Source organism: Pseudomonas sp. RAC1 (assembly GCF_030658255.1).
GTDB classification, from domain to species: Bacteria; Pseudomonadota; Gammaproteobacteria; order Pseudomonadales; family Pseudomonadaceae; genus Aquipseudomonas; species Aquipseudomonas boreofloridensis.
Genome location: NZ_JAUTXS020000032.1, coordinates 170,021 through 196,815, shown reverse-complemented (window position 1 = coordinate 196,815; position 26,795 = coordinate 170,021). Strand labels below are relative to the sequence as shown.

The window sequence follows — 26,795 nt, the reverse complement described above, 5'->3', positions numbered from 1 at the left end:
TAGTGGTAGGCGCTAAAAAACTAGAGAACTGTAAGGAGAGGGAAAATGTTCGAGCTCGTAGACAACGTCCCGCAAAGCCCGGTCATCAAAGTGATCGGCGTCGGTGGTGGTGGTGGCAACGCCGTCAACCACATGGTCAAAAGCAACATCGAGGGCGTGGAGTTCATCTGCGCCAACACCGATGCACAGGCGCTGAAGAGCATCGGTGCACGCACCATCCTGCAACTGGGTACCGGCGTCACCAAGGGCCTGGGCGCAGGTGCCAATCCGGAAGTCGGTCGTCAGGCCGCGCTGGAAGACCGTGAGCGCATCGCCGAAGTGCTGCAGGGCACCAACATGGTGTTCATCACCACCGGCATGGGCGGCGGTACCGGTACCGGTGCAGCGCCGATCATCGCCGAAGTGGCGAAGGAAATGGGCATTCTCACCGTTGCAGTGGTGACCCGTCCGTTCCCCTTCGAAGGCCGCAAGCGCATGCAGATCGCCGACGAAGGCATTCGCATGCTGGCTGAAAGCGTCGACTCGTTGATCACCATTCCCAACGAGAAGCTGCTGACCATCCTGGGCAAGGACGCCAGCTTGCTGTCGGCGTTCGCCAAGGCGGACGATGTGCTCGCCGGTGCCGTGCGCGGTATCTCCGACATCATCAAGCGTCCCGGCATGATCAACGTCGACTTTGCCGACGTGCGCACCGTGATGGGCGAAATGGGTATGGCCATGATGGGTACCGGCTGCGCCAGCGGTCCGAACCGTGCCCGCGAGGCCACCGAAGCGGCGATCCGCAACCCGCTGCTCGAAGACGTCAACCTGCAGGGCGCCCGCGGCATCCTGGTGAACATCACCGCAGGTCCTGACCTGTCGCTGGGTGAGTACTCCGATGTGGGTAGCATCATCGAAGCCTTCGCCTCCGACCACGCAATGGTCAAGGTCGGTACCGTGATCGATCCGGACATGCGCGACGAGCTGCACGTCACCGTGGTCGCTACCGGCCTGGGTGCGCGTATCGAGAAGCCGGTCAAAGTGGTGGACAACACCCTGCAGACCGCGCAACAGGTGTACGAAGCGTCCAATCCGGCGCCCGTGCGTCCAGAACAGCCATCGGTCAATTACCGTGAGCTGGAGCGTCCGACCGTGATGCGCAACCAGGCTCACGCCGGTGCTGCCGCTGCGGCCAAACTCAACCCACAGGACGATCTGGATTACCTGGACATCCCGGCCTTCCTGCGTCGCCAGGCCGATTGATGGAATTTATCAGGGCTATGAGGGTGATTGGTGTTCAGCAAAGGCCGGGTCTGCTATCATTCCCAGCCTTTGTTGATACCAATTCGCAATTAGCGCTAAAGCGGCCAATGCCATGATCAAACAACGCACCCTGAAGAATACCATTCGTGCCACAGGTGTCGGCCTGCACTCCGGAGAGAAGGTCTACCTGACTCTGAAGCCGGCACCGGTGGATAGCGGCATCGTCTTCCGCCGTGCCGACCTTGACCCTGTGGTCGAGATCCCGGCACGTGCGGCCAACGTCGGCGAGACCACCATGTCGACGACGCTGGTCAACGGTGACATCAAGGTCGATACGGTCGAGCACCTGCTCTCCGCCATGGCGGGCCTGGGCATCGATAACGCCTACGTCGAGCTCTCCGCCTCGGAAGTGCCGATCATGGATGGCAGCGCCGGACCCTTCGTATTCCTGATTCAATCCGCCGGCCTGGAAGAACAGGACGCCGCCAAGAAGTTCATCCGCATCCTGCGCGAAGTGACCGTGGAGGAGGGCGACAAGCGCGCCACCTTCATGCCCTTCGACGGGTTCAAGGTGAGCTTCGAGATCGACTTCGACCATCCGGTCCTGCGCAACCGGACCCAGAGCGCCAGCGTCGACTTCTCCAGCACGTCTTTCGTCAAGGAAGTCAGCCGCGCACGCACCTTCGGCTTCATGCGCGACATCGAGTACCTGCGCCAGCATAATCTGGCGCTCGGTGGCAGCGTCGAGAACGCCATCGTGGTCGACGAGACCGGTGTGCTCAACGAGGACGGCCTTCGTTACGAAGACGAATTCGTCAAGCACAAGATCCTCGACGCCATCGGCGATCTCTACCTGCTGGGCAACAGCCTGATCGGCGAGTTCAAGGGCTACAAGTCCGGACACGCGCTGAACAACCAACTGTTGCGCAAGCTGATCGCCGAAACCGATGCCTGGGAAGTGGTCACCTTCGAAGATGCCAGCACGGCACCGATCTCCTACATGCGCCCTGTTGCGGCCGTGTAAGTTCGAACACTCTCTAGTTCATTGAGGCCACCTTCGGGTGGCCTTTTTTCATTCTGCGATCAGCTGTTGTCTGGCGCATGGGCGGCAAGGCGCTCGAGCGCTGCGCGGAGTTTCGGGTCTTCGATGGCTTCGGCGGTTTCGCGCAGGCTTTGCGCGGCCTGGGGCGATAACTCACTGGCGTGTATCGGTCGTTTCGGCGCTGCCACCGGCGGCTGTACCTGGAAGCGAATGCGCTGCAGGTTGCCGAAGGCGTCCATGCCGCGCAGGGCCGTCAGCAGCCGTTTGTGTTGATAGCGCAGGCGGGTCGCCCAGTGCCCGTCAGTCACCACCAGCAGCAGGCAACCATCGCGCCACGAGGCGACATGGCAATGCTCGCGGGCGGCCGGCTGCAGTTGGCTTTCCAGCAGGCGCTGCAGGTGCTCCAGGCGCTCGGCCTGGTTGAGCAGCAGACGCAGTGGCCTGGCCTGGCGCAGCAGGGTGGCGGGGGGCTGGGCAGAAGGCGGTTTATAGACCATCGGGGTACGCACGAGGTTACAAGATCGGCAGTCTAACAGATGGCATCGCCGACGTTGTGCGGCGTGCCTCAGCGCACCGATGCACGGGGGCAGGTGCGGCAATCGCAGCTTTCATGATCTGGCGCCTTGAACTTGGAAAAAATATCCCTATGTTAGGTAAGCCCCGCTAAAAGCGCTGTGCCAGCATCGTGGAAATCCACCACTTTCCTCACCATCGTTTCCGGGTAGAATGCTCGTTCGCATGCGGCCCAAGGGCTGCACGGGCGACTCTCGGGGCCGCCCTCCATCCCTAAGTGTGGAAGAACCAGCCGATATGTTTGCGCCTTTGTTGAAAAAACTTTTTGGAAGCAAGAACGAGCGTGAGATCAAGCGCATGCTCAAGACGGTGAGTGCCGTCAATGCCTTCGAAGAGAAGATGGTGGCCCTCTCCGACGAACAACTGCGCGGCAAGACCGCAGAGTTCAAAGAGCGCCTGGCCAAAGGCGAAACCCTCGACCAACTGCTGCCCGAAGCCTTCGCCGTGGCCCGTGAGGCCGGTAAGCGCGTCATGGGCATGCGCCACTTCGACGTCCAGTTGATCGGCGGCATGACCCTGCACGAGGGCATGATCGCCGAGATGCGTACCGGTGAGGGCAAGACCCTCGTCGGCACCCTGGCGGTGTACCTCAACGCACTGTCCGGCAAAGGCGTGCACGTGGTCACGGTCAACGACTACCTCGCCCGTCGCGACGCCAACTGGATGCGTCCGCTGTACGAGTTCCTCGGCCTGACCATCGGCATCGTCTCGGCCTTCCAGCCGCCGGAAGAAAAGCGCGCCGCCTACGCGGCCGACATCACCTACGGTACCAACAACGAGTTCGGCTTCGACTACCTGCGCGACAACATGGCCTTCAGCCAGGACGAGAAGTTCCAGCGTGAGCTGAACTTCGCGGTCATCGACGAAGTGGACTCGATCCTCATCGACGAAGCGCGTACCCCGCTGATCATCTCCGGCCAGGCCGAAGACAGTTCCAAGCTGTACACCGAGATCAACCGCCTGATCCCGCGCCTGAAGCAGCACATCGAGGAGGTCGAAGGCCAGGTGACCCAGGAAGGTCACTTCACCATCGACGAGAAGAGCCGCCAGGTCGAGCTCAACGAAGCCGGTCACCAGTTCATCGAGGAAATGCTCACCCAGGTCGGCCTGCTGGCCGAGGGCGAGAGCCTGTACTCGGCGCACAACCTGGGCCTGCTGACCCACGTCTACGCCGGTCTGCGTGCCCACAAGCTGTTCCACCGCAACGTCGAGTACATCGTCCAGGACGGTCAGATCCTGCTGATCGATGAACACACCGGCCGGACCATGCCGGGTCGCCGCCTGTCCGAGGGCCTGCACCAGGCCATCGAGGCGAAGGAAAACCTGAACATCCAGGCCGAGAGCCAGACCCTGGCTTCGACCACCTTCCAGAACTACTTCCGTCTGTACACCAAGCTGTCCGGCATGACCGGTACCGCCGACACCGAAGCGTTCGAGTTCGCCCAGATCTACAGCCTCAACGTGATGGTCATTCCGCCGAACAAGCCGTTGGCGCGCAAGGACTTCAACGACCTGGTGTACCTGACCGCCGAGGAGAAATACGCGGCGATCATCACCGACATCAAGGAGAGCATGGCCAAGGGGCGTCCCGTGCTGGTCGGTACTGCGACCATCGAGACCTCCGAGCACATGTCCAACCTGCTGCACAAGGAAGGCATCGAGCACAAGGTACTGAACGCCAAGTACCACGAGAAGGAAGCCGAGATCATCGCCCAGGCCGGTGCGCCGGGTGCGCTGACCATTGCCACCAACATGGCCGGTCGCGGTACCGACATTCTGCTGGGCGGTAACTGGGAGGCCGAAGTCGCCGCCCTGGACAACCCCACCGAAGAGCAGATCGCCCACATCAAGACCGACTGGCAGAAGCGTCACCAGCAAGTGCTGGAAGCCGGTGGCCTGCACGTGATCGCTTCCGAGCGCCACGAGTCGCGCCGCATCGACAACCAGTTGCGCGGCCGTGCTGGTCGTCAGGGCGACGCCGGTTCCAGCCGTTTCTACCTGTCGCTGGAAGATAGCCTGATGCGTATCTTCGCCTCCGATCGGGTGAAGAACTTCATGAAGGCCCTGGGCATGCAGTCCGGCGAAGCCATCGAGCATCGCATGGTCACCAACGCCATCGAGAAGGCGCAGCGCAAGGTCGAAGGCCGTAACTTCGACATCCGCAAGCAACTGCTCGAATACGACGACGTGGCCAACGAGCAGCGCAAGGTCATCTACCACATGCGTAACAGCCTGCTGGCCGCCGAGAACATTGGCGACACCATCGGCGAATTCCGCAAGGAAGTGCTGGACGCTACCATCAGCCAGCACATTCCGCCGCAATCGCTGCCTGAGCAATGGGATGTCGCCGGTCTGGAAGCGTCGCTGTCCAGTGACTTCGCCATGAAGCTGCCGATCCAGCAGTGGCTCGACGAGGACGACCACCTCTACGAGGAAACCCTGCGCGAGAAGCTGCTGAACGAAATCACCACCGCCTACACCGAGAAGGAAGACCAGGCCGGGATCGATGCCCTGCGCACCTTCGAGAAGCAGATCCTGCTGCGCGTGGTGGATGACCTGTGGAAAGACCACCTGTCGACCATGGACCACCTGCGTCACGGTATCCACCTGCGCGGCTACGCCCAGAAGAACCCGAAGCAGGAGTACAAGCGCGAGTCGTTCACTCTGTTCCAGGAGCTGCTGGAGTCGATCAAGCGCGACACCATCCGTGTGCTGTCCCACGTTCAGGTGCGCCGCGAAGATCCGGTCGAGGAAGAGGCCCGTCTGCGCCGCGAAGCCGAGGAACTGGCCAGCCGCATGCAATTCCAGCATGCGCCTGCGCCAGGCCTGGAAAGCGAGCCGTTGAGCGAAGAGGGCGCTGAGGTGGCCGTGGCTGCCATGCCGGTTCGCAACGAGCAGAAGCTGGGTCGCAACGAGCCGTGCTGGTGTGGCTCGGGCAAGAAGTTCAAGCATTGCCACGGCCAGATCGAGTGATCTGATCCTCTCGCGGTGACGTAACATCCGGGGCCGCTTTCGCGCCCCATCGCGGCACAAGGCCGCGTCTTCAGGTATTTCAAATCACTGTAGGAGCGGCCTTGTGCCGCGATGGGGCGCAAAGCGGCCCTGCTTTTCGCAATCCATTCATTTCCAAGGAGCGTTCCAATGGCTGTCGGTCTCGGTCCCCTGCCTACCCTGCACCCGGTTCCCGGTTTCGAACTCGGCATCGCCTCGGCGGGCATCAAGCGCCCCGGACGCAAGGATGTGGTGGTCATGCGCTGCGCCGAAGGCTCCAGCGTGGCCGGCGTGTTCACCCTCAACGCTTTCTGCGCGGCGCCGGTGATCCTCTCCAAGCAACGTGTCCACGGTCCTGTGCGCTACCTGCTGACCAACACCGGCAACGCCAACGCCGGTACCGGCGCGCCGGGGCTGGCCGCCGCCGAGCGCACCTGCGCCAAGCTCGCTGAGCTGGCGGGCGTGCCTGCCGAAGCGGTGCTGCCATTCTCGACCGGTGTGATCGGCGAGCCGCTGCCGGTCGAGAAGATCGAGGGCGCCTTGCAGGCGGCGCTGGACGATCTGTCGGAAAACAACTGGGCTGAAGCCGCCACCGGCATCATGACCACCGACACCTTGCCCAAGGGGGCCAGCCGCCAGTTCCAGCATGACGGCGTGACCGTCACCGTCACCGGGATCAGCAAGGGCGCGGGCATGATCCGCCCGAACATGGCCACCATGCTCGGCTACATCGCCACCGACGCCAAGGTCGCCCCGGCCGTACTCAAGGACCTGATGCTCGACGGCGCCAACAAGTCGTTCAACCGCATCACCATCGATGGCGATACCTCGACCAACGACTGCTGCATGCTGATCGCCACTGGTCAGGCCGACCTGCCGGAGGTCACCCAGGCCAGCGGCGCGCTGTTCGAGGCGCTGAAGCAGGCGGTATTCGAGGTGTGCATGGAGGTGGCGCAGGCCATCGTGCGCGACGGCGAAGGGGCGACCAAGTTCGTCACCGTGCAGGTCAACGGCGGCGGTAATCACCAGGAGTGCCTGGACGTCGGTTATGCCGTGGCCCACTCACCGCTGATCAAGACCGCGCTGTTCGCCTCCGATCCGAACTGGGGGCGCATTCTCGCGGCCGTCGGCCGCGCGGGGGTACCGCAGTTGGACGTGAGCTTGATCGATGTCTACCTGGGGGACGTGTGCATCGCCAGCCAGGGGGGGCGCAGCCCGAGCTACACCGAGGAGCAGGGCTCGGCGGTGATGGCTCAGGAAGAGATTACCATCCGTATCGAGCTGGGCCGGGGCCAGTGCAGCGAGACGATCTGGACCACTGACCTGTCCCACGAGTACGTGAAGATCAACGCCGAGTACCGTACCTGATACACCCGGGGCCGCAGGGCGGCCCCACCTCTTCCGATCGATGGAGCCGACCCCATGAACTATCACCTGATCATCGGCGACAAGCTGTATTCCTCCTGGTCCCTGCGCGGTGCGCTGGCTCTGGAACTGGCCGGCGTGCCTTATGAGGAAACGCTCGTCAAACTTAACCAGGCCGATACCTCCACGCGTCTTCTGGCCCATTCGGCCACGGGTAAAGTACCCGTACTCAAGACCGAACACGGCACCATCGCCGACTCCCTGGCCATCGCCGAGTACCTCAACGAACAGCATCCCCAGGCGCAGTTGTGGCCGGCGGACGTGGCCGCGCGCGCTCAGGCCCGCTCGGCCTGTGCGCAGATGCACAGTGGCTTCTTCGCCTTGCGCGGTGCCATGCCGTTCGACCTGTCGCGCAATCAGGCGTTGGACAGTGTGCCGCTCGACGTGCAGACCGACATCGACCGCATGGTCGCGCTGTGGTCCGAGTGCCGCCTGGTGGCCAAGGACAGCGGTCCCTTCCTGTTCGGTCGTGCGAGCCTGGCCGATGCCTTCTTCGCCCCGGTGGCCGTGCGTTTGCGCACCTATCGCGTGACCGTGCCGGCGGAGGCTGCGGCCTACATCGAGACGATCTACAACTGGCCGGCCTTCCAGGCCTGGCAGCAAGCCGGTCTGGCGGAGCGTGCCGGATGAAGCGGGTGCATGTCGCGGCAGCCGTGATTCGCGGCGAGGATGGCCGCATCCTGATCGCCCGGCGTGCCGACTCCCAGCATCAGGGCGGCTTGTGGGAGTTTCCCGGTGGCAAGGTCGAATCGGGTGAAGACGTCGAGACGGCGCTGGCCCGTGAGCTGCGCGAGGAGCTGGGCATCGAAGTCGGCGCTTCGCGTCCGCTGATCCAGGTCAGTCACGATTATCCGGACAAGCAAGTGCTGCTGGATGTGCGTGAGGTCACCGCGTTCAGCGGCCAGCCCCACGGTGCCGAGGGCCAGCCGCTGGCCTGGGTGTCGCCGCGCGAGTTGCCGCAGTACAGCTTCCCCGAGGCCAACACACCGATCGTCGCTGCAGCGCGGTTGCCCGACCGCTATCTGATCACCCCGGACGGCCTGGAAACGCCGCAACTGCTGCGCGGTATCCAGAAGGCGGTGGCTGATGGCATCCGCTTGATTCAACTGCGTGCCCCGGACATGTACGACCCGCAGTACCGCGATGTGGCGGTAGATGCGGTAGGACTGTGCGCGGGCAAGGCGCAGTTGATGCTCAAGGGGCCGTTGGAGTGGCTGGGCGACTTTCCTTCCGCTGGTTGGCACCTGACTGCGGCGCAGTTGCGCAAGTACGCTGCCAAAGGCCGTCCGTTTCCCACCGACCGTTGGCTGGCGGCCTCGTGCCATGGCGCCGAGGAGCTGGAACTGGCCCGGCAGATGGGGGTGGACTTCGTCACCCTGTCGCCGGTGCAGCCGACGCAAACGCACCCCGACGCGACGCCAATCGGTTGGGGCGAAGCGCAGCGGTTGATCGCTGGGTTCGAGCATCCGGTGTTTCTGTTGGGTGGCGTCGGTCCTGAGGACCGAGCGCGTGCCTGGCAGGTGGGCGGGCAGGGCGTTGCAGGCATTCGGGCGTTCTGGCCTGAGGTCTGACGAGTTTGGCTCTGGTGCAGCAGGGCAGGGCCGCGCTGCGGCCCACGTTCTGCCGCCGCCCGTCTAGCCCTGCGGTTTCTCCGCCGCCTGCCACAGCACCTCAGCAATACCCTGGCGTCTTCCGATAATCCTTGCCGCCACGAACAGCAGATCGGACAGCCGATTGATGTACGCCAACCCCACCCCTTCCAACGGCTCCAGGGCGTTGAGCTGCTGACACCGCCGCTCGGCGCTACGGGCCTGCGCCCGGCACACGTGGGCCTGGGCCACCAAGGCCGAGCCGCTGGGCAGGATGAAGTTCTTCAACGGTCCCAGTTCGTCGTTCCAACGGTCAATGGCCGCTTCAAGTCGGCCCACCTCCGCCTGGTTCAGCGCCTGGTAACTGGGCATAGCCAGTTCGCCACCGAGGTCGAACAGCCGGTGCTGGCAAGGTTCGAGCACCTCGCTCAGTTCGACCAATCCGTGTTCAGCCAGTCCCGCCAGCAGCAGGCCCAACTGGCTGTTGAGCATGTCCACCTCGCCGATGGCCTCGATGCGCGGGTGGTCCTTGGGCACGCGGCGGCCATCGCCCAGGCCGGTTTCGCCCTGGTCACCGGTGCGGGTGTAGATCTTCGACAGGCGATAGCCCATGTCATGCCTCCGTCTGCTGCGAGCGGTGCGCGCCCGCTTGACTGAGGGGCAGGCGCAGGGTGAAACAGGTGCCCTGGCCCGGGGTGGAGTGCACCTCCATCTGCCCCTTGTGGTTGTTGGTGATGATGAAGTACGACACCGACAGTCCCAGGCCCGTACCCTGGCCGATCTCCTTGGTGGTGAAGAACGGCTCGAAAGTGCGCTTGCGCACCGACTCGGGCATGCCCACGCCGTTGTCTTCCACCTGGATCTCGGCCCACGGGGGATTGAGCCGTGTGCGCAACACGATGCGCCCCGGCTCGCTGGGCGCCGGGCGCTGGTGAATGGCCTGCGCGGCGTTCTTCAGCAGGTTGAGCAGCACCTGCTCCAGTTCGTTCGCCGTGCACGGTACTGGCCCCAACTCGGGATCGAACTGGCGGACGATGGCCTGGCCCTTGAAGTCGAAGCCGCCGGTCAGGTCGAAGTCGTTGCCGGCAATTTCCAGCGCTTGGTCGATCAGGGCGGGCAGGTCGCAGGGCGCCAGTTGTCGATCGCTGCGGCGGCTGAAACTGAGCATGTGGGTGACGATCTTCGCTGCGCGCGCGCCTGCCTGACGAATACCTTCGAGCAGTTGCGGCACCTCGCGGCTGTCCAGGTAGCGGTTGACGGTAGCCAGTTCGATGCCCAACTCCTCGGCCTGCTGCTGATTGCGCGGCAACTCCGGCGACAATCGCCGGCGGATGTTCTGCACGTTGTGCAGGATCGCGCCAAGCGGGTTGTTGATCTCGTGCGCCATGCCCGCCGCCAGACCGCCCACCGAGAGCATCTTTTCCGATTGCACCATCATTTCCTCCAGCGACAGGCGCTGGGTGATGTCGTCGATTCGGATCACCACGCCGCGTCCGCCGCCGCCGGTCAGGGGATAGAAGGTCAGGGCGTAGTGGCGCGGCTCGTCGTCCTTGGGCCAGGTGACCCGGTCGATCTTGGCCACCCGGTGCTTCTGCACGGTGTCCTTGAGTTGCGGCAGGAACGGCTTGAGTGGCTCGAAGGCGATGAAGATCGGCTGGTTCAGCGCCTCGTGCAGCGGCGTGCCGGAGAGCGCCGTGGCCTCCTGGTTCCACTGGGTGACGTAGAGCTGTTCGTCAAGGGCGATAAGCGCCGAAGGCATGGAGTCGATGATGCTGTTGAGGTAGTTCTGAAAGCCGGTGAGCTTCTTCTCGATCTTGCTGCGCACCTGCACTTCCAGCTCCAACTTGCGGTTGGTGTGGCGGGTCTCCTCAGCCAGGCCCTGGGCCTGGTCATAGGCCGACTGGAACTCGTCGCGGGCACGCTTGAGCTGGTCTTCGCGCGCCTCGATGCGCGACAGCATGGTATTGAAGGCTGCGGCCAGGCTGCCGATCTCGTCGTCGTTGCCGCGCTGGGCGCGCAGGGCGTAGCTCTCTTCACGGGTGACCTGGCGCGACAACTCTTCCAGACGGTTGATCGGCTGGGTGATCAGGCGTTTGATCTGCCGGGCGATGACCACCCACAGCAGCACGCTGAACACCAGGATCGCCAGGCTCGCCGACAGGGTGCCGGTGTAGAAGGCCATTGGCAGCTCGCTGCTGGCCACCAGCAGCAGGTGCGCGGGCGGGTGGCCGGGGCGCGGCAGGGCGATCAACTGGGTATTGCGAAATTCGGTCAGGCGCCAGCCGTCGATGTTGCGGTAGCGCTTGGGCAGGCTCAGCGGTTGGCCATGCTGGAGCTGGGCGAGTAGCTTGCCATCGCTGCCATAGACGACCGCGGCGCGCAGTGGCGTGTAGCTGTCCAATTCCTTGAGCAGGGAATGGGCGTCCTCCGCGGATTCGCTGGCCTGCGCCGAAAGCTGTGGATTGGCCACCAGGCGGCCGATGGTCTGCAGGGCTTGCGGGCCCATGCTGTCCTGAGTGATCCAGTAGGCGGCGCTGATGAAGGCCAGGTTGGCTACCAGCAGAATGGTCACCAAAAGCACCAGCAGCGCGGCCAGCAGTTTCTGCCCGACCGGGAGGTTTTCCAGGCGTTGGCGCAAGGTCATGGCAAGGTCCGTGTGGAAGGGTGGGCGACGTCAGTCGCAGGGCAGGTTGCGCGCCTGCAGCTTATCGACCAACCGCTGGTGCAGGCGTTCCAGGGCAGGTGTCGCCACGGCATGGCGCTTGGCGACCCGGCAGGCGTAGCCGAGCAGGTAGTGCACCTCGGTGCGGCGTCCGGCCTGCACGTCCTGGTACATGGAAGAATAGTTGGCAGCGGTGGCCAGGATCACCCGCTGCACATCCTCGGCCAGATCCTGCGCGGCCTGGGGTTGGCCGGCCTGTTCGAGCAACTCGCCGAGCTCCCGGCACAGGCTGTCGATTGCGTCCAGGTGCCCGAGCAGGCCGCCGTTGGCGCAGTCGTGCAGCACTGTCAGCGGGTTGATCGCGCAGTTCAGGGCCAGCTTGCGCCACAGGCGAGTGAGGATGTCCACGGTCCACTCGGCGGGGATGCCGGCGTCTTGCAGGTCGACGAACCAGTCCGGTTGGGCTGGATTCAGCGGGTCGCCCAGCCAGTTGAAGCCTTGGCCGGCGAAGCGCACCTGCCAGTCCTGCTCACGGTACGCGCCTTCGGTGCTGGAAGCGAAAATGCAACGCGCCTGGGGGACCAGCGCCGCCACCTCGTCCTGGCTGCCCAGGCCGTTCTGCAACAGGATCAACTGCGCGTCGCTCGCCAGCCGTGGGGCGATGCAGGCGACGGCAGCCGCAGCGTCATACGCTTTGCAGGCCACCAGCACACGATGGATCGGGCCGCTGTCGTCGCAACACTGCGCGGGAATGGCGAACGAGGTGGTCTGCTGCGCTTCGACCAGCGTCAGCCCACCGGCGGCCCGGTAGGCGGCCAGGCGCTGGTGGTCGCGCAGCAGCAACTGAACGGCTTTGCCCGCCCGCGCCAGGCGGCAGGCCCAGAGGCTACCGAGGCTGCCGGCGCCGAGAATGTGCCAGGTGCTGCTCATCTGCGTTTCGCAACCCGTTATAATGAGCGGGCATTTTAACCGTCAAACCCGACGCGCTCCATCTTCGCATCGAGCGCGCTTTTTTATGGAGAACACCCATGCCGTCGTTCGACGTGGTATCGGAACTGGACAAGCACGAAGTGAAGAACGCGGTCGACAACGCTATCAAGGATCTGGACCGCCGCTACGACCTCAAGGGCAAGGGCACCTTCGAGTTCAAGGACAAAGATCAGACCATACTGCTGACTGCTGAGGAGGAGTTCCAGCTCGAGGCCATGCTGGAGATCCTCCGCTTGGCACTGGTCAAGCGCAAGATCGACGTGAAGTGCCTGGAAACCCAAGACCCCTACGCCTCCGGTAAGGAGAAGAAGCAGGAAGCCAAGTTCCGCGAGGGCATCGACAAGGACCTGGCGAAAAAGATCGTCGCCACCATCAAGGATGCCAAGCTCAAGGTCCAGGCCGCCATCCAGGGCGAGCAGGTCCGCATCACCGGCAAGAAGCGTGACGACCTGCAGGAAGCCATTGCCCTGCTGCGCACCAAGGAATTCGAGATGCCGTTGCAGTACAACAACTTCCGCGATTGATCAGGCTTTTCCCAGGAACCCGATGGCGGCATGAGCGGTCCATCGGTTCCGGGCCGCTGGACGCACGGCGGCCTGCTTCATTCAAGACCTGCCGTCAGGCATTCAGGAGAAGAACATGGATTTGAACGCCGAAGTCGACCAACTGGTTCGCCAGTCCCAGACTTGGATTCCCTTGATCATGGCCTACGGCAGCCGCCTGTTGCTGGCGCTGCTCACACTCGCGATCGGCTGGTGGGTCACCAGCAAGATCAGTGACCGCCTGGGACGGCTGGTGGGCTTGCGCGTCGCCGATCCGGCCTTGCAGGGTTTCATTCGCACCCTGGCCAATATCGCCTTGAAAGTGATGCTGGCGATCAGCGTGGCCTCGATGATCGGCATCGAAACCACCTCGTTCGTCGCTGCCATGGGGGGTGCGGTACTGGCCATCGGTCTGGCGCTGCAGGGCAGCCTGGCGAACTTCGCCGGCGGCGTGTTGATCCTGCTGTTCAGACCGTTCCGCATCGGCGACTGGATCGAAGCCCAGGGCGTCAGCGGCACCGTCGACAGCATCCAGATCTTCCATACCGTGCTGCGCACCGGTGACAACAAGACGGTGATCCTGCCCAACGGCAGCCTGTCCAACGGCATCATCACCAACACCAACCGCCAGCCGACGCGCAAGGTGGTGTTCGATGTCGGCGTCGATTACGAAGCCGACCTGCAGAAAGCGCGCAATGTGTTGCTGGAGCTGGCCAAGGATCCGCGCGTACTGGCCGATCCTGCGCCGGTGGCGGTGGTGTCGAACCTGGGCGACAGTTCGATCACCGTGTCGTTGCGCCTGTGGACCAAGACCTCCGACTACTGGGACATGATGTTCATGCTCAACGAGCAGGCCCGTGACCGACTCAAGGCCGAGGGCATCGACATCCCGTTCCCGCAGCGGGTGATTCGCGTGGTGCAGGAGGCGGCTGCGCAATAAGCGCGTCTCCAAGGCCGGCGCATAGCCGGCTTCGCAGCGGCACGAGGCCGCGCTTGCAGGGAATCTTCCCTAGCCAGCGCGGCCTTTTGCCGTCTCAGCAGGGTCAGCGAATCGCACCTTTACACTTGCTCACAACACTGGCCCGCCGTTTATGGCATATACCCTGGCCCTCCCTTGGCCTTGCCGCGATACCCCACCATGAAACCACTGCTGTACATCACCCCTCTGCGCGCGCTGCTCTTCGGCCTCACCCTGGCGCTGTTCGAGTTGCTCACCTACCTGGCCAGCGACGCCGTGATGCCGGCCATGCCGGTGGTGGTCGACCACCTGCAGGCCAGTCCCGAGTTCATTCCCCATGCGCTGAACCTCTACCTGCTCGGCGGCGTGCTGCTGCAGTGGCTGATCGGACCCTTGGCCGACCGCTATGGCCGTCGCCCGCTGCTGCTGGGTGGCTGCATGTTCTTCGGCATTGCCTGCCTGGCGACCTTCTGGGTCCAGGACATTGGTCTGTTCAACCTGCTGCGCCTGCTGCAGGGCATCGGCCTGGGCTTCGTGGTGACGGTGAGTTATCCGGCGCTGAACGAAGCCTTCAGCGAGGCGGACGCGGTGCGGATGATGGCGCTGCTGGCCAACATCGCGCTGCTATCGCCGTTGCTCGGACCGCTGGTCGGCACCTTGCTGCTGCAATGGCTGGACTGGCGCTGGCTGTTCGTGGTCTTCGCCGTCGGTGCCTTGCTGTGCTGGGGATTGTTGTACCGGCTGATGCCCGAAACCTTGGGCGTGGAACGTCGCGATGGCTCGCGCCTGGCGTTCACGCCGATCCATCTGCTGCCGCTGCTGGCCGGCTACGGGCAACTGCTGAAGAACCGTCAGTTCGTTGCTGGCAGCGCGGCATTGGGTCTGGTGGGGCTGCCACTGATCGGCTGGATCGGCTTGTCGCCGGTGCTGCTGATCCATGACGAAGGGCTGAGCACTCTGGATTACGCCCTGTGGCAATTGCCGGTGTTCGGCGGGTTGATCCTGGGCAATCTGATCATCAACCGGATTGCCGACCGTTACCCGCTACCCGCGTTGGTGCGCGGTGCGCTGTGGCCTTACCTGGCGGGTCTGGGGTTGCTGGTGCTGGCGACCTGGCTACGACCGACGGTGATCAGCGTAGTGGCCGGCATGTCGCTGTACGCATTGGGCCTGGGTGTGGCCAACGCGGTGCTGTACCGCATGACGCTGTTTGCCAGCGAGCAGAGCAAGGGGCTGGTTTCGGCCATGCTGGGCATGATCACCATCGCCCTGCTGGGGCTCGGCGGCGCGTTGCTGGCGATGATCGGCGCCGGCGCCAGCTTGCTGCACTTCGCGCTGGCGGCGGGGATCGCCGGTGCACTGGCGATCTGGCCGCTGTGGTTCATCGTTGGCTGGCGGGGCGGGGAAGGGGTCGTCGCGGGTTGAGGCGCGCGTGAATCGATCGCTGCTGCGCGGCGCCGCGCCTGCCGGGGCCGGCGCGGCGATCGATCAGGGCTGCTCGCTCGTCTGGGTTTGCGCCTCGACCTGCTTGCCGCGTTTGATCTCCTGATGCCAGTGCAGGGCAATCAGGATCAGCGTCGGCACGCCCAACAGGGCGGTGATGATGAAGAAGTTGTGGTAACCGAACTTCTCCACCATCACGCCCGAGTAGCCGCCGATCAGGCGTGGCAGCAGCAGCATGATCGAGCTCAGCAGCGCGTATTGGGTGGCAGAGAACTTCAGGTTGGTCAGGCTCGACAGGTAGGCGACGAAGGCCGAGGTGGCCATCCCTGAGCTGAAGTTGTCCAGCGAGATGGTCACCACCAGCATCTCCAGGTTCGGTCCCATGTCGGCCAACATCACGAACAGGATGTTGGTGGCCGCCGAGGCGATGCCGCCGATGAACAGGATCGGCAAGATGCCGAAGCGCACGATCAGCAGCCCGCCGACGCCAGCACCCACCAAGGTCATGATCAGGCCGAAGATCTTGCTCACGCTGGCGATCTGATCCTTGGTGAAACCCATGTCGATGTAGAACACGTTGGCCATCACGCCCATCACCGTGTCCGACATCCGATAGGTAGCGATCAACCCCAGCAACAGCAGGGCCTGCCAGCGGTAGCGGACGATGAAGTCGTTGACCGGCGTCAGCACCGGCGCCAGGCCACGCCGGCCCATGGACGACAGGCAGGCCCAGGTCAGCAGCGCGTACAGGATCAGGCGCAGGAAGGCACGGTCTTCGCGCAGCAGGTCGAGCATCGTCGCATTGCCGAACACCACGCTGGCCCAGTCGGTGTTGAACATCTGGGTGAAGCTTGCCGGTACCGACACCAACAGGATGATCAGCACGAACACCGAGGCCAACTGGTGCATCAGGCCATAGCGCGCGGCCGACAGTTGGGTGCGCAGCGGCACCGCCGGTTCGCGCATCACCAAGGTGGTGAACAGCGCGGGCAGCATGAGCGCGCCGAACAGGACATAGGTGCCGGTCCAGGCTTTGTGCAGATAACTGAAACCGGTGGAGCCAAACCATTCGGCGAAGAACAGCGCGCCTGCGGTGGCCAGCAGTGCAGCGACCCGATAGCCGGCCATGTAGCTGGCCGCCAAGGCGGCCTGGCGCTGGTCGTCGGCGATTTCCAGGCGGTAGGCATCGACGGCGATGTCCTGGGTGGCCGAGGCGAACGCCACCAGCACCGCCAGGGCAATCAGCCAAGACAGGTGCTTCTGCGGGTCGCACAGGCCCATGCCTATCAACCCCACCACCACCAGCACTTGTGACAGCAACAACCAGGAGCGACGTCGGCCCATGCCGCCCAGTACCGGCAGACGCCATTGGTCCAGCAGCGGTGACCAGACCCACTTGAAGGCATAGGCCAGACCGATCAGGCTGGCGTAGCCGATGGTTTCGCGGGCGACTCCCGCTTCGCGCAGCCACACCGAGAGCGTGGAAAACACCAGCATGTAGGGCAGGCCAGCGGCAAAGCCGAGCAACAACAGCACCAGCGTTGACGGGCTGGCATAGGCAGCGAGCGCAGCGCGCCAGGTTTTACGGGGCATGGGCCAACATCTGCCTCAAATTTGCGAAAACAAAGCGCGCACTCTAACCGCTGTGCTCCATCGGGCGCCAGCCATGGCGCGACATATCCACGCGATTGTTGGCGACATTCACGCCCTCTGCGCGCAGCCTGGCGCGCTGCTCGTCGCCAGAGGGGGTGCCCGGTGCCAGGCTCAGTCGTCCGCCGGCGCCCAGCACGCGGTGCCAGGGCAGACGCGTGTCGCTCGGCAACTGGCCCAAGGTACGCCCGACCCAGCGCGCCGCTCGCCCCAGACCGGCCATTTCCGCCAACTGGCCGTAGCTGACCACCTTGCCTGCGGGCACTTGATCGAGCACCACATAGAGTGCCGTTCGTCGGACTTGAGGGTCCCCATTGTGCGGAATCGATTGTTCCAACATCAGGCTATTCCTGGGCTGCGAAGGAAAGCACCCAAATGAATGAGCGAAATGAGAATTGAACTCGTAGGCATAGGTCTGGTCTTTCCTTGCTCCGATCTCGGGTATCTGGATAATGCCCGACGTTTCCAGCCAATCGAACGCAAATTTGCCTATGTATTCTAGAGCCCTGCTGTGCGTCTTCGCCGCTTCCCTTTCAGCGCCCGTCCTCGCCGATACCGTTTGGATGAAAAACGGTGACCGCCTGACCGGCAAGATCAAGGTCTTCGATGGCGGCAAATTGCTACTGCAGACGCCTTATGGCGGCAACATCGCTTTGGACTGGAAGCAGATCAAGACCCTGGAAAGCGACCAGGAGTTGCTGGTCAAGCAGGATGCCGAGACCGGCGAGAAAGCCAAGTCGCTCAAGCCTGCCGAGTCCGGCAAGGTGATCCTGGCCAACGGCGAGGCGCCCAAGACCGTCGAGCTCGCCAGCATCGAGCAGATCATGAAGCCGCGCCCGCTGGTGGAAGACTTCATGTGGAAGGGCAACGTGGACCTGGCGCTGGACTACAAGCGCGCCGAGAAGAACACCGACGACTACGACATCGACTTCAAGACCACCGCCCGCCACGGCCGCTGGCGGCATACCGCCGAAGGCGAGTACAACCGCGAAACCAAGGATGACGTGACCACCACCAACAACTGGAGCGCCGAGTACGCGCTGGACCGCTTCCTCACCGAGAAGTGGTTCTGGCAGGGTCGCCTGGAGTACAAGCGCGACATGATCGAAGACCTGGCGCGCCAGCGCACGGTCGGTACCGGCCCGGGCTATCAGTTCTGGGACAACGAACTGGGCGCCTTCTCGCTCGGAACGCTGATCAACCGCACCGACTACGAGTACAGCGACGGCGGCAAGGACAACTTCTATTCCGCCGCCGTGAAGTGGGACTACAACCGCTACCTGATCGGCAAGAAGGTCGAGTTCTTCACCAACGGCGAGCTTGGCAAGCCGATCGGTTCGGTGGCCGATTACTCGCTGGATGCCGAAATGGGCCTGCGCTACAAGGTCACCGATTGGGCCTCCCTCAACCTCAAGGCCGAGAAAGACTTGATCCGCGGCACCCGCGACAGCGACCTGGACAAGACCCGCTACACCGCAGGCTTCGGCGTCGCCTGGTAAGGCAGCGGCAAGCCACAAGCGGCAAGCCATAAGCGGTAAGCTGCAAGCGGCAAGAAGAGTGGTGGGGGGCCGCCGAGGCACGTCCCACGCTTGCTTTTTCTTGCCGCTTGTAGCTAATAGCTTGCAGCTGCTTCCCGTAGCTGACCGCCAAGGAGACCCGCTGTGAGTACCCACGCCATTCGACCCGCTCGGGAGCTGCTGCTCAAGGAATACCGCGGCGTGCTGTCGACCCTGTCCAAGTCCATGCCCGGCTTTCCCTTCGGTTCGGTGGTGCCTTATTGCCTTGATGAGCAAGGGCGGCCGCTGCTCTTGATCAGCCGCATTGCCCAGCACACCCATAACCTGCAGCAAGACCCCAAGTGCTCGTTGCTGGTGGGCGAGCGCGAGGCCGAGGATGTGCAGGCCGTGGGGCGCCTGACGGTGATGGCCGAGGCGCGCAAGCTGGTCGAGTCGGCAGCCATCGAGGCTGCTGCCGACCGCTACTACCGCTACTTCCCCGATGCCAGCGACTACCACAAGGCCCACGACTTCGATTTCTGGGTGCTGGAGCCGGTGCGTCACCGCTACATCGGCGGCTTTGGCGCCATTCACTGGCTCGATCAGGTGACCCTGGCCAACCCCTTCGCGGGCGCGGTCGAGGCCAGCATGATTGCGCACATGAACAGCGACCATGCCAGCGCCATCGCGCATTATGTCGAGCTCTGTGGCCTGCCGCGCCGTGTGCCTGCCGAACTGGTCGGCATCGACAGCGAAGGGCTGCACCTGCGCATCGGCCATGCGGTCCATTGGCTGGCGTTTCCCAGCATTTGCAATACCCCGACACAAGTACGCGAAGCCTTGGTTTTGCTGGCGCGTGCTGACCGCTGGCCGGTTTACGAAATGAATCGGGGTTGAAATCCGCAGCATCGGCATCCATCTGATGGTCTTACTGGAAGGTTCACTTCCGTCGAGGAATCCTTGATGCGTGCTTTTCTATTGCTGTTCCTGATTTTTCCGGTGCTGGAGTTGTTCGTCTTCGTCAAAGTCAGCGCCGCGATTGGCTTCTTCCCAGCCTTGCTGCTGATCGTTGCCGGCTCGGCCCTGGGGCTGCTGGTGATGCGCATCGCGGGCCTGGCCACGGCGCTACGTGCCCGTGAGAGCCTGCAGCGTGGCGAGTTGCCTGCCGAAGACATGTTCCAGGGCATGATGCTGGCGGTCGGTGGTGGCTTGCTGCTGCTGCCGGGTTTCATCAGCGACGTGCTGGGTCTGCTGTGCTTGCTGCCCTTCACTCGCCATCTGGCGGCGCGCAAACTGCGCCAGCGTGCCGAGGCCCAGGCCACCCGCCAGCGTGCGTTCCAGGATGACCCGCTGCATGGGCAGCCGCGTGATGGCGGTCATCGCCCCAATGTCATCGAGGGCGAGTACGAGCGCCGCGATCAGTAACCAGGCCCCTGTCTATCAAGCCCGTGCCATTTCGGTGGCGCGGGCTTGTTCATTTATAGGCGGCTGGGAGAAAAAAATTTCCAGCTTCACCCTTGTAATCGAACTGCGCGACCTCATGTAGTGGTCACCGCAAGGTTTCTGGTGGCGACACCAGACATGACATGCGGGGCTCGCCCGGTGCGGGCCCCCACCGGCAACGCCGGATAGCTCAACCCGCCGGTGTCACACCGGCCGATGAAAACCACACATTAGGAGAGATCGACAATGAAGCTTCGTCCTCTGCATGACCGCGTCGTCATCCGTCGCAGCGAAGAAGAATCGAAAACCGCTGGCGGTATCGTCCTGCCAGGTTCGGCCGCTGAAAAACCCAACCGTGGCGAAGTCGTCGCCGTTGGCACCGGTCGTGTCCTGGATAACGGCGAAGTGCGCGCGCTGGCCGTGAAAGTGGGTGACAAAGTGGTTTTCGGCCCGTACTCGGGCAGCAACACCGTGAAAGTCGATGGCGAAGACCTGCTGGTCATGGCCGAGAACGAAATCCTGGCCGTCATCGAAGGCTGATTTCCCCGACTTCCCGTTACTCCACAGAATTCCAAGGATTAAACGATCATGGCTGCTAAAGACGTAAAATTCGGCGATTCCGCTCGCAAGAAAATGCTCGTTGGTGTCAACGTTCTGGCTGACGCGGTAAAAGCGACTCTCGGCCCGAAAGGCCGCAACGTGGTCCTGGCCAAGAGCTTCGGCGCGCCGACCATCACCAAAGACGGTGTTTCGGTCGCCAAGGAAATCGAACTGAAAGACGCCTTCGAGAACATGGGCGCGCAACTGGTCAAGGAAGTCGCTTCCAAGGCCAACGATGCGGCCGGTGACGGCACCACCACCGCCACCGTTCTGGCCCAGGCCATCGTCAACGAAGGCCTGAAGGCTGTCGCTGCCGGCATGAACCCGATGGACCTCAAGCGCGGTATCGACAAGGCCACTTCCGCCGTCGTCGCCGAGCTGAAGAACCTGTCCAAGCCGTGCGCCGATTCCAAGGCCATCGCTCAGGTCGGCACCATCTCCGCCAACTCCGACAACTCCATCGGTGAAATCATCGCCGAAGCCATGGAAAAAGTCGGCAAGGAAGGCGTGATCACTGTCGAGGAAGGTTCGGGTCTGGAAAACGAACTGTCCGTCGTCGAAGGCATGCAGTTCGACCGTGGCTACCTGTCGCCGTACTTCGTCAACAAGCCTGACACCATGGTCGCCGAGCTGGACAGCCCGCTGCTGCTGCTGGTCGACAAGAAGATCTCGAACATCCGTGAACTGCTGCCGGTTCTGGAAGCCGTGGCCAAAGCGGGTCGTCCGCTGCTGATCGTCGCCGAAGACGTCGAAGGCGAAGCACTGGCTACCCTGGTGGTCAACAACATGCGCGGCATCGTCAAGGTCGCTGCGGTCAAGGCCCCAGGCTTCGGCGACCGTCGCAAGGCCATGCTGCAGGACATCGCTGTCCTGACTGGTGGCCAGGTCATCTCCGAAGAAATCGGCCTGTCGCTGGAAACCGCTACCCTGGAGCACCTGGGTAACGCCAAGCGCGTGATCCTGTCCAAGGAAAACACCACCATCATCGACGGTGCGGGTGTAGACGGCGACATCGAAGCACGCGTCAAGCAAATCCGTGCGCAGATCGAAGAGACCTCGTCCGACTACGACCGTGAGAAGCTGCAAGAGCGTCTGGCCAAGCTGGCCGGCGGTGTTGCCGTGATCAAGGTCGGTGCTGGCACCGAAGTCGAAATGAAAGAGAAGAAGGCCCGTGTCGAAGACGCCCTGCACGCTACCCGTGCTGCCGTCGAAGAAGGCGTGGTGCCTGGCGGCGGTGTTGCCCTGGTTCGCGCCCTGGCTGCGATCGCCGACCTGAAAGGTGACAACGAAGACCAGAACGTTGGTATCGCACTGCTGCGTCGCGCTGTCGAAGCACCGCTGCGTCAGATCACCGCCAACGCCGGTGACGAGCCGAGCGTGGTGGCCGACAAGGTCAAGCAGGGTTCGGGTAACTACGGCTACAACGCTGCGACTGGCGAGTACGGCGACATGATCGAGATGGGTATTCTGGATCCTGCCAAGGTGACTCGTTCGGCCCTGCAAGCGGCTGCTTCGATCGGTGGTCTGATGATCACTACCGAGGCGATGGTTGCTGATCTGCCGGAAGACAAGCCGGCCGGTGGTGGCATGCCGGATATGGGTGGCATGGGTGGTATGGGCGGCATGATGTAAGGTCCTCCCCACCTTGCTGTAAACGAAGAGCCCCGCCTTGTGTGGGGCTTTTTCGTTTTCTCTGGTTGAGGGATTTCTGGGAGGTGGTTTTGGGTGAATATCCGGTGACTAAACCCCACCAAAGCCAACGGATAATCACCCCAAAAAACCCAAAACCTCAGAAACCTCAAGCCGTCCCAATCACCCCCCCATCATCCCGCTGAATCACCACCGTAGAGGCCCGCGGCCGAACCTTCCCCCCCGCCGGCGTCACATCGGTCGCCTTATCGGTATAAGGCCAATTCCCCGGATGCTGAATATTGATGAACAACGTCTTGTTATCCGGCGTAAAGGTAATCCCCGTCACCTCACACCCATTGGGCCCAACGAAGAACCGCCGCAAGTCCACCTGGTTCTGCGCATTGACCGGCACCTGCTTACCGGCCGCATCGACCAGGTCAGTCGGAATCACCGCCAGCAGTTGATCGTTGGTGTAACTGGTGACACTGCTCTCACCGTTATCGGTCTCGAACCACAACACCCCCCGGCTATCGAAGCTCATGCCGTCGGGACTGGCGAACTGGTTCAGTTCGGTCAGCCCGGACCGGTTGATCTCAGGTGCCCCGCCCGCATTGGCGCCGAACACGAAGATATCCCAGGTGAAACGCTGGTGATCGTCGCTGTCGTGCCAGCGAATGATGTGCCCATGACGGTTCGGCCCGCGCGGGTTGGCCGCATCGACCTTGGCCGCAGTACGCGCGCTGTTGTTGGTCAAGGTCAGGTAGGCGTCGCCATTGAGCGGGTTGACCGCAGTCCATTCCGGACGGTCCATGGGCGTTGCGCCCACCGCGTCCGCTGCGCCACGGGTATTGAGGATGATGCCCGGCAGGTCGCCGAACTGCGCGCCCAAGGTGCTGCCAGCGATGGTTGGCGTGGCCACGTCCAGCAGCAGCCAGACACCCGAACCGTCGGCATTGAAGCGCGCCACGTAGAGCTTGCCCTTGTCCAGGTACTTGGCACCGGTGGCCAGGCGGTCGGCGGGCTTGGCGTCCGCCGGATCCCAGACCGCCTCGGAGACGAACTTGTACAGGTACTCGTTGTTCGAGTCGTCGCCGGTGTACCACACCAGCGGCTTACCGGCCACCGGCAGTCCCGGGCAGCAGCCCTCGTGGCGGAAGCGGCCCAAGGCGGTGCGCTTCACCGCTAGCGTGGCGCTGTTGTAGGGGTCGATCTCGACGATATAGCCATAGGTGCTGGCTTCGTTGCGGTAGTCGTCGGTGGCGCTGGCGCCAGTCGGGGTGACATCGAAACGGGTGAATTCGTCCTGCACTTCACTGGCATCGCCCGCAGCGGTTTCCCAGCGGTACTGGCCCCGCGTGGCGCTGACGCCGATGCGCACCTGATCGGCCGGACGCGTGGCCTTGTTGACGAAAATGCCCGGCCAGTTCTCCTCGCAGGTCAGGTAAGTGCCCCACGGGGTGTAGCCGTTGCCGCAGTTGTTGTTGGTGCCGCGGGCCTGGGTGCCGGTCGGCGAGAACTTGGTCTTGACGTGATCGGTGCCGCGCATCGGCCCGGCGATATCCATCAGCGAGGCGGTGGTGAAGCGCCGGTTGAGCGGGTCGTTCTGCACCACCTGCCAGCGCCCGTTGACTTTGCTCAAGCGCACCACGCCGGCGCCATGGGCGTTGATCTCCTTGCGCACTTCCTCCACCGGCCGCTTGCCTGCGGCATCCACGGTCGGACCGTTCGGGTGCAAGGCGTCGGTTTCGATGTACTCGAAGTTGATCGCCAGCAGACCGTCGTCGGAGCTGCCATTGATGGGGAAAAAGTGCATGCCGTCATGGTTCATGCCCATGGCATTGGCCTGGTCGGTCGAGGTGTTGCTGCCGTCGGACTTCCACGGGTTGCCATTGCTGTTGAGCGGGGTGCCCCACGGCGCGATCACATAAGCGCTGTAGCCAGCGGCGACCACGCAGGCGTCGGTGCGCGAGCCGGCGATCGACTGGAAGCCCAGCTTGAGCTTGGCCGGGGGTTCGGTGGTCGGCGGCGGAGTGGTCGGCGCGTCATGGTGGGAGCTGCCGCCACCCCCGTCGAAGCAGGCGGTCAGGCCGGTTCCTGCGATCATCGCGATGGCCGCACCGAGGCTGCCGCGCATCACCGTGCGACGGCTGAGGTAGGCATCCATCACGCTGGCCATCGGCAGGTTGCTGCTGGGGTTCCGGTCCAGGTTGTCGCCGCTTTCTCGACTCATCAGGGGTTCCTTGTAGTGGTTGAACAGAGGGAACCGCGACTCTAGGCGGCAAGTGTGATGATTCATTGGCAGAAATGTTAATGACCGCTTAAAACCTGGCGCTATTAGTAACAAGATTTGTCTAACCTTTTCGCCAGGCGTGTCCGATGTCTGCCATCAAACTGTCACGCAGCCTGCCCAATATCCGTGGCCCAACATGAAGTGGGTCGAGGATGACGGTGTCGATGGCAAGCAGTATGGGCAGGCGCGAAGTCATGGGGTGGATGGGTGTCGGGGCCTTGGCGCCTTTGCTCGGCGCCTGCTCGGCATTCCCTGAAGCGCGCAGCCGTGAGGCTTCGGTGGAGCTGTTGTACGTTGCCGATACCCTCGATGCCCGCGAGCCAAGTCTGCCGGTGGTGCCGGCGACCCGCCTGGGACCGGTCAGCCATCTGGGCCGCGCACCGTGGATGACCGGTCGCCAGGCCAGCAGCGGTCATGCCGAACTGGCGCCGTTGCTCGACGCCGATAGAGCCGGTCAGACCCCAACGGGCGGTTATGCGGTGCTTGCCGCGTTGCTGGAGCAACTGCGCCGCGAAGCCGGCGACGAGCGCTGCCTGACCCTGGAAAACGGCCAGGGCTGGAACGGCAGCGGCCTGGCCTACCTCACTCAGGGCGAAAGCGGCGTGCAGGGCAGTCGCCTGCTGGCCAGCGACGTGCGGGTGAGCAGCGATGAACGCGTGCTGTGGCCTCAACGCTGCGCGGCGCTGTATCGACAATCCTCGGCCGTGACCCTAGGTGCCGGCCTCGCGGCCGAGCAGGCTAGCGCACTGGGCCTGGAGCCGCTGCGGATCTTCCAGCGCGGCGGCGCACGGATCGCCGTGGTCGGCGTGACGGATCCCTACGCCCAGGATCAGAAAGCCTCGCTCAAACAGTGGTATCAATCGCTGCTGCCCAGCTTCGAGCAGGCCCGGCGCGAGGCGGATCTGGTGATTGCGCTGGCCGATGTCGGCACCGGCCCAGGTCTGTGGCTGGCCGAACGGATCGGTCAGATCGACGTGATGCTCTGCGCCCGTGGCCAGGACCTGTGGCCCGCCCCGGTGAAGGTGACGCAAGCGTCCGGCCGTCAGGTACCCGTGCTGTTCGCCGGGTGTCGCGCCAGCGGCGTCTATCGCCTGCAATGCCGGCAGCAAGCCGGCGAGTGGCGCTTCGACGCCCGCTTCATCCCCACCTTCTTCAACCAGTTGAATGCTGCCGCCCAGACCCGGGCCCATCAGTTACGCGCCGCGCTCGAACAACAGCGCGCCGGGCACGCCGCCTGGCTCGACCAGCCGCTGGCCCGCGCGCCTCAAGCCCTGTGGCGGCGCGACACCCGTGGTGGCAGTTGGGACCGCCTGCTGCACCAGGCCCTGGCCGACGATTCGAGCATGCCGGTGCTGTTGCCCGGCTTGCGTTACGACTATCCCCTGGGCGCCGGCCAGGCGATCACCCGCGAGCACCTGATCAGTCTCACCGGAGGTTACCCGGCGCCCGTGGTCGAGGCACCGGCGCGCCAGGTGGAACAGGTGCTGGAAAACGCCGCCGAGCAGTTGTTCGGCGACCCGCTGCTCTTGGACAACAGCCAGGATCTGCCGCGTTGGCAGGGGCAGGCCTGGCAGGTCAGCTACAGCCCTTCGGGCAAACGCATCGCCGGGCTGACGACGGTACAGGGCCTGTGCCGCACCTTCGGCCTGCATTTCGACGCCCAGGCCGGCGAGCCGCTGTGGCAGAAGGTCGAGGCCTGGCTGGCGCGGCAGACGCCGGACTGGCAGTTGGCACCGCTGCAGTTGCCGCAGATGCGCTATGTCCAGGGCCACCCGGGCTGGCACCCCCGTCAGGACGTCGCGTGAGCCTACGCCCGCGACTGAGCAGCGTCGTGCTGCTGACCCTCGCCGGTTGGCTCGCGGCCCAGTGCCTGTTGCAACTGAGCCGCGAGCCGCAGCCTGTGACTGCCGCGCGCCAGTCACCCAGCGAACTGCCGGGCCTGCTTGTCGGCCACTGGCACGCGCCGGCGGAGCAGGGGGGTATCCCGCTGACGCGCCTGCCGTTGCAGTATCTGGGTGGGCTCAAGGCCGAGCCACTGTCGGCCAGCGTGGTGGTGCTGCGCTTCGGTCAGCAGGTGCGCACCCTCGGTCGTGGCCAGCGCCTGGCGCCGGGGATCGTGTTGCAGGCCATCGACGCCGATGGCCTGATTTTCGACAACCAGGGGCGGCGTGAGCGCCTGCCCTGGCCGCCACGGCCTGCCGTGACCGGCTTCAAGCGGCAAGGGTGA

At 63.8% G+C, this 26,795-nt stretch carries 23 protein-coding genes; 16 read left to right on the top strand and 7 right to left on the bottom strand.

What is annotated here, in order from left to right; translation table 11 throughout:
* Nucleotides 1–45 precede the first annotated feature (45 nt).
* Both ftsZ and lpxC read left to right on the top strand, forming a co-directional pair.
* Nucleotides 46–1,242: a cell division protein FtsZ gene (gene ftsZ, locus Q7C30_RS12365; protein ID WP_029612151.1), complete on the top strand. Its 1,197-nt coding sequence runs from the start codon at nt 46–48 to the stop codon at nt 1,240–1,242.
* A gap of 112 nt (nt 1,243–1,354) precedes the next feature.
* Entirely contained in the window at nt 1,355–2,266 is a 912-nt protein-coding gene (lpxC, locus tag Q7C30_RS12360; RefSeq protein WP_029612152.1) for a UDP-3-O-acyl-N-acetylglucosamine deacetylase, read from the top strand.
* Nucleotides 2,267–2,325: 59 nt separating this feature from the next.
* On the opposite strand, the gene Q7C30_RS12355 is transcribed toward lpxC, so the two are convergent.
* Entirely contained in the window at nt 2,326–2,781 is a 456-nt protein-coding gene (locus Q7C30_RS12355) for a DciA family protein (protein ID WP_317871655.1), read from the bottom strand.
* 313 nt (nt 2,782–3,094) lie between these two features.
* Between Q7C30_RS12355 and secA the strand changes: the two genes are divergently transcribed.
* The 4 genes from secA (at nt 3,095) to Q7C30_RS12335 (ending at nt 8,844) form a co-directional block, all read left to right on the top strand.
* The gene (gene secA, locus Q7C30_RS12350) at nt 3,095–5,830 is read left to right on the top strand and encodes a preprotein translocase subunit SecA (protein WP_039579835.1); all 2,736 of its coding nucleotides are present in this window, start codon (nt 3,095–3,097) and stop codon (nt 5,828–5,830) included.
* Between the two features lie 168 nt (nt 5,831–5,998).
* Nucleotides 5,999–7,216 (top strand): bifunctional glutamate N-acetyltransferase/amino-acid acetyltransferase ArgJ, encoded by a 1,218-nt coding sequence (gene argJ, locus Q7C30_RS12345; RefSeq protein ID WP_295481182.1) that lies wholly within the window; start codon nt 5,999–6,001, stop codon nt 7,214–7,216.
* Nucleotides 7,217–7,270: 54 nt separating this feature from the next.
* Nucleotides 7,271–7,903, top strand: a complete 633-nt coding sequence (locus tag Q7C30_RS12340; protein WP_317871654.1) for a glutathione S-transferase family protein — start codon at nt 7,271–7,273, stop codon at nt 7,901–7,903.
* Complete coding sequence (locus Q7C30_RS12335) at nt 7,900–8,844, top strand: Nudix family hydrolase (protein ID WP_039579828.1); 945 nt, start codon at nt 7,900–7,902, stop codon at nt 8,842–8,844. Before Q7C30_RS12340 ends, Q7C30_RS12335 begins: the two co-directional genes overlap by 4 nt.
* A 63-nt stretch (nt 8,845–8,907) precedes the next feature.
* On the opposite strand, the gene Q7C30_RS12330 is transcribed toward Q7C30_RS12335, so the two are convergent.
* Genes Q7C30_RS12330 through Q7C30_RS12320 form a run of 3 tightly spaced genes read right to left on the bottom strand, consistent with a single transcriptional unit; the run spans nt 8,908 to nt 12,454 of the window.
* A complete protein-coding gene (locus Q7C30_RS12330) occupies nt 8,908–9,474 on the bottom strand; it encodes a cob(I)yrinic acid a,c-diamide adenosyltransferase (protein ID WP_317871653.1) in 567 nt (188 codons plus the stop codon).
* A gap of 1 nt (nt 9,475) precedes the next feature.
* Nucleotides 9,476–11,506 (bottom strand): ATP-binding protein, encoded by a 2,031-nt coding sequence (locus Q7C30_RS12325; RefSeq protein WP_317871652.1) that lies wholly within the window; start codon nt 11,504–11,506, stop codon nt 9,476–9,478.
* Nucleotides 11,507–11,536: 30 nt separating this feature from the next.
* Nucleotides 11,537–12,454 (bottom strand): putative 2-dehydropantoate 2-reductase, encoded by a 918-nt coding sequence (locus Q7C30_RS12320; protein WP_317871651.1) that lies wholly within the window; start codon nt 12,452–12,454, stop codon nt 11,537–11,539.
* A 98-nt stretch (nt 12,455–12,552) separates the two neighbouring features.
* On the opposite strand from Q7C30_RS12320, the gene Q7C30_RS12315 reads away from it, so the two are divergent.
* From Q7C30_RS12315 to Q7C30_RS12305, 3 genes are all read left to right on the top strand, one after another.
* The gene (locus tag Q7C30_RS12315; RefSeq protein WP_039579816.1) at nt 12,553–13,038 is read left to right on the top strand and encodes a YajQ family cyclic di-GMP-binding protein; all 486 of its coding nucleotides are present in this window, start codon (nt 12,553–12,555) and stop codon (nt 13,036–13,038) included.
* 115 nt (nt 13,039–13,153) lie between these two features.
* Nucleotides 13,154–13,996: a mechanosensitive ion channel domain-containing protein gene (locus Q7C30_RS12310; protein ID WP_295481178.1), complete on the top strand. Its 843-nt coding sequence runs from the start codon at nt 13,154–13,156 to the stop codon at nt 13,994–13,996.
* A 198-nt stretch (nt 13,997–14,194) separates the two neighbouring features.
* Nucleotides 14,195–15,439 (top strand): MFS transporter, encoded by a 1,245-nt coding sequence (locus Q7C30_RS12305; protein WP_317871650.1) that lies wholly within the window; start codon nt 14,195–14,197, stop codon nt 15,437–15,439.
* Between the two features lie 63 nt (nt 15,440–15,502).
* On the opposite strand, the gene Q7C30_RS12300 is transcribed toward Q7C30_RS12305, so the two are convergent.
* Nucleotides 15,503–17,050: an AmpG family muropeptide MFS transporter gene (locus Q7C30_RS12300; RefSeq protein ID WP_317871649.1), complete on the bottom strand. Its 1,548-nt coding sequence runs from the start codon at nt 17,048–17,050 to the stop codon at nt 15,503–15,505.
* Nucleotides 17,051–17,093: 43 nt separating this feature from the next.
* Nucleotides 17,094–17,447 (bottom strand): MGMT family protein, encoded by a 354-nt coding sequence (locus tag Q7C30_RS12295; RefSeq protein ID WP_029614819.1) that lies wholly within the window; start codon nt 17,445–17,447, stop codon nt 17,094–17,096.
* A 151-nt stretch (nt 17,448–17,598) separates the two neighbouring features.
* Here Q7C30_RS12295 and Q7C30_RS12290 point away from each other — a divergent pair, with 151 nt between their 5' ends.
* From Q7C30_RS12290 to groL, 5 genes are all read left to right on the top strand, one after another.
* Nucleotides 17,599–18,606, top strand: a complete 1,008-nt coding sequence (locus Q7C30_RS12290; protein WP_029614820.1) for a DUF481 domain-containing protein — start codon at nt 17,599–17,601, stop codon at nt 18,604–18,606.
* A gap of 162 nt (nt 18,607–18,768) precedes the next feature.
* Nucleotides 18,769–19,500, top strand: a complete 732-nt coding sequence (locus tag Q7C30_RS12285) for a DUF2470 domain-containing protein (protein ID WP_039579798.1) — start codon at nt 18,769–18,771, stop codon at nt 19,498–19,500.
* Between the two features lie 66 nt (nt 19,501–19,566).
* Complete coding sequence (locus tag Q7C30_RS12280; protein ID WP_029614822.1) at nt 19,567–20,028, top strand: FxsA family protein; 462 nt, start codon at nt 19,567–19,569, stop codon at nt 20,026–20,028.
* A gap of 264 nt (nt 20,029–20,292) precedes the next feature.
* A complete protein-coding gene (locus Q7C30_RS12275; protein WP_029614823.1) occupies nt 20,293–20,586 on the top strand; it encodes a co-chaperone GroES in 294 nt (97 codons plus the stop codon).
* A gap of 48 nt (nt 20,587–20,634) precedes the next feature.
* On the top strand, nt 20,635–22,278 hold the full coding sequence (groL, locus tag Q7C30_RS12270; protein WP_029614824.1) for a chaperonin GroEL: 1,644 nt from the start codon (nt 20,635–20,637) through the stop codon (nt 22,276–22,278).
* 166 nt (nt 22,279–22,444) lie between these two features.
* On the opposite strand, the gene Q7C30_RS12265 is transcribed toward groL, so the two are convergent.
* Nucleotides 22,445–24,508 (bottom strand): PhoX family phosphatase, encoded by a 2,064-nt coding sequence (locus Q7C30_RS12265; protein WP_304483770.1) that lies wholly within the window; start codon nt 24,506–24,508, stop codon nt 22,445–22,447.
* Between the two features lie 224 nt (nt 24,509–24,732).
* Between Q7C30_RS12265 and Q7C30_RS12260 the strand changes: the two genes are divergently transcribed.
* The gene (locus Q7C30_RS12260) at nt 24,733–26,373 is read left to right on the top strand and encodes a lipoprotein UxpA (protein ID WP_317871648.1); all 1,641 of its coding nucleotides are present in this window, start codon (nt 24,733–24,735) and stop codon (nt 26,371–26,373) included.
* Nucleotides 26,370–26,795, top strand: coding sequence for a pilus assembly protein PilZ (locus Q7C30_RS12255; protein ID WP_317871647.1), 426 nt, complete (start codon nt 26,370–26,372; stop codon nt 26,793–26,795). Before Q7C30_RS12260 ends, Q7C30_RS12255 begins: the two co-directional genes overlap by 4 nt.

What these genes read in the sequence shown, in the direction of transcription:
- lpxC (WP_029612152.1), top strand. Translation starts at nt 1,355, where the DNA reads ATGATCAAACAACGCACCCTGAAGAATACCATTCGTGCCACAGGTGTC.
- Q7C30_RS12315 (WP_039579816.1), top strand. Translation starts at nt 12,553, where the DNA reads ATGCCGTCGTTCGACGTGGTATCGGAACTGGACAAGCACGAAGTGAAG.
- Q7C30_RS12355 (WP_317871655.1), bottom strand. Translation starts at nt 2,781, where the DNA reads ATGGTCTATAAACCGCCTTCTGCCCAGCCCCCCGCCACCCTGCTGCGC.
- groL (WP_029614824.1), top strand. Translation starts at nt 20,635, where the DNA reads ATGGCTGCTAAAGACGTAAAATTCGGCGATTCCGCTCGCAAGAAAATG.
- Q7C30_RS12335 (WP_039579828.1), top strand. Translation starts at nt 7,900, where the DNA reads ATGAAGCGGGTGCATGTCGCGGCAGCCGTGATTCGCGGCGAGGATGGC.
- Q7C30_RS12265 (WP_304483770.1), bottom strand. Translation starts at nt 24,508, where the DNA reads ATGAGTCGAGAAAGCGGCGACAACCTGGACCGGAACCCCAGCAGCAAC.
- Q7C30_RS12340 (WP_317871654.1), top strand. Translation starts at nt 7,271, where the DNA reads ATGAACTATCACCTGATCATCGGCGACAAGCTGTATTCCTCCTGGTCC.
- secA (WP_039579835.1), top strand. Translation starts at nt 3,095, where the DNA reads ATGTTTGCGCCTTTGTTGAAAAAACTTTTTGGAAGCAAGAACGAGCGT.
- Q7C30_RS12295 (WP_029614819.1), bottom strand. Translation starts at nt 17,447, where the DNA reads ATGTTGGAACAATCGATTCCGCACAATGGGGACCCTCAAGTCCGACGA.
- Q7C30_RS12275 (WP_029614823.1), top strand. Translation starts at nt 20,293, where the DNA reads ATGAAGCTTCGTCCTCTGCATGACCGCGTCGTCATCCGTCGCAGCGAA.
- Q7C30_RS12260 (WP_317871648.1), top strand. Translation starts at nt 24,733, where the DNA reads ATGGCAAGCAGTATGGGCAGGCGCGAAGTCATGGGGTGGATGGGTGTC.
- Q7C30_RS12320 (WP_317871651.1), bottom strand. Translation starts at nt 12,454, where the DNA reads ATGAGCAGCACCTGGCACATTCTCGGCGCCGGCAGCCTCGGTAGCCTC.
- argJ (WP_295481182.1), top strand. Translation starts at nt 5,999, where the DNA reads ATGGCTGTCGGTCTCGGTCCCCTGCCTACCCTGCACCCGGTTCCCGGT.
- Q7C30_RS12280 (WP_029614822.1), top strand. Translation starts at nt 19,567, where the DNA reads ATGCGTGCTTTTCTATTGCTGTTCCTGATTTTTCCGGTGCTGGAGTTG.
- Q7C30_RS12300 (WP_317871649.1), bottom strand. Translation starts at nt 17,050, where the DNA reads ATGCCCCGTAAAACCTGGCGCGCTGCGCTCGCTGCCTATGCCAGCCCG.
- ftsZ (WP_029612151.1), top strand. Translation starts at nt 46, where the DNA reads ATGTTCGAGCTCGTAGACAACGTCCCGCAAAGCCCGGTCATCAAAGTG.
- Q7C30_RS12325 (WP_317871652.1), bottom strand. Translation starts at nt 11,506, where the DNA reads ATGACCTTGCGCCAACGCCTGGAAAACCTCCCGGTCGGGCAGAAACTG.
- Q7C30_RS12310 (WP_295481178.1), top strand. Translation starts at nt 13,154, where the DNA reads ATGGATTTGAACGCCGAAGTCGACCAACTGGTTCGCCAGTCCCAGACT.
- Q7C30_RS12305 (WP_317871650.1), top strand. Translation starts at nt 14,195, where the DNA reads ATGAAACCACTGCTGTACATCACCCCTCTGCGCGCGCTGCTCTTCGGC.
- Q7C30_RS12290 (WP_029614820.1), top strand. Translation starts at nt 17,599, where the DNA reads ATGTATTCTAGAGCCCTGCTGTGCGTCTTCGCCGCTTCCCTTTCAGCG.
- Q7C30_RS12330 (WP_317871653.1), bottom strand. Translation starts at nt 9,474, where the DNA reads ATGGGCTATCGCCTGTCGAAGATCTACACCCGCACCGGTGACCAGGGC.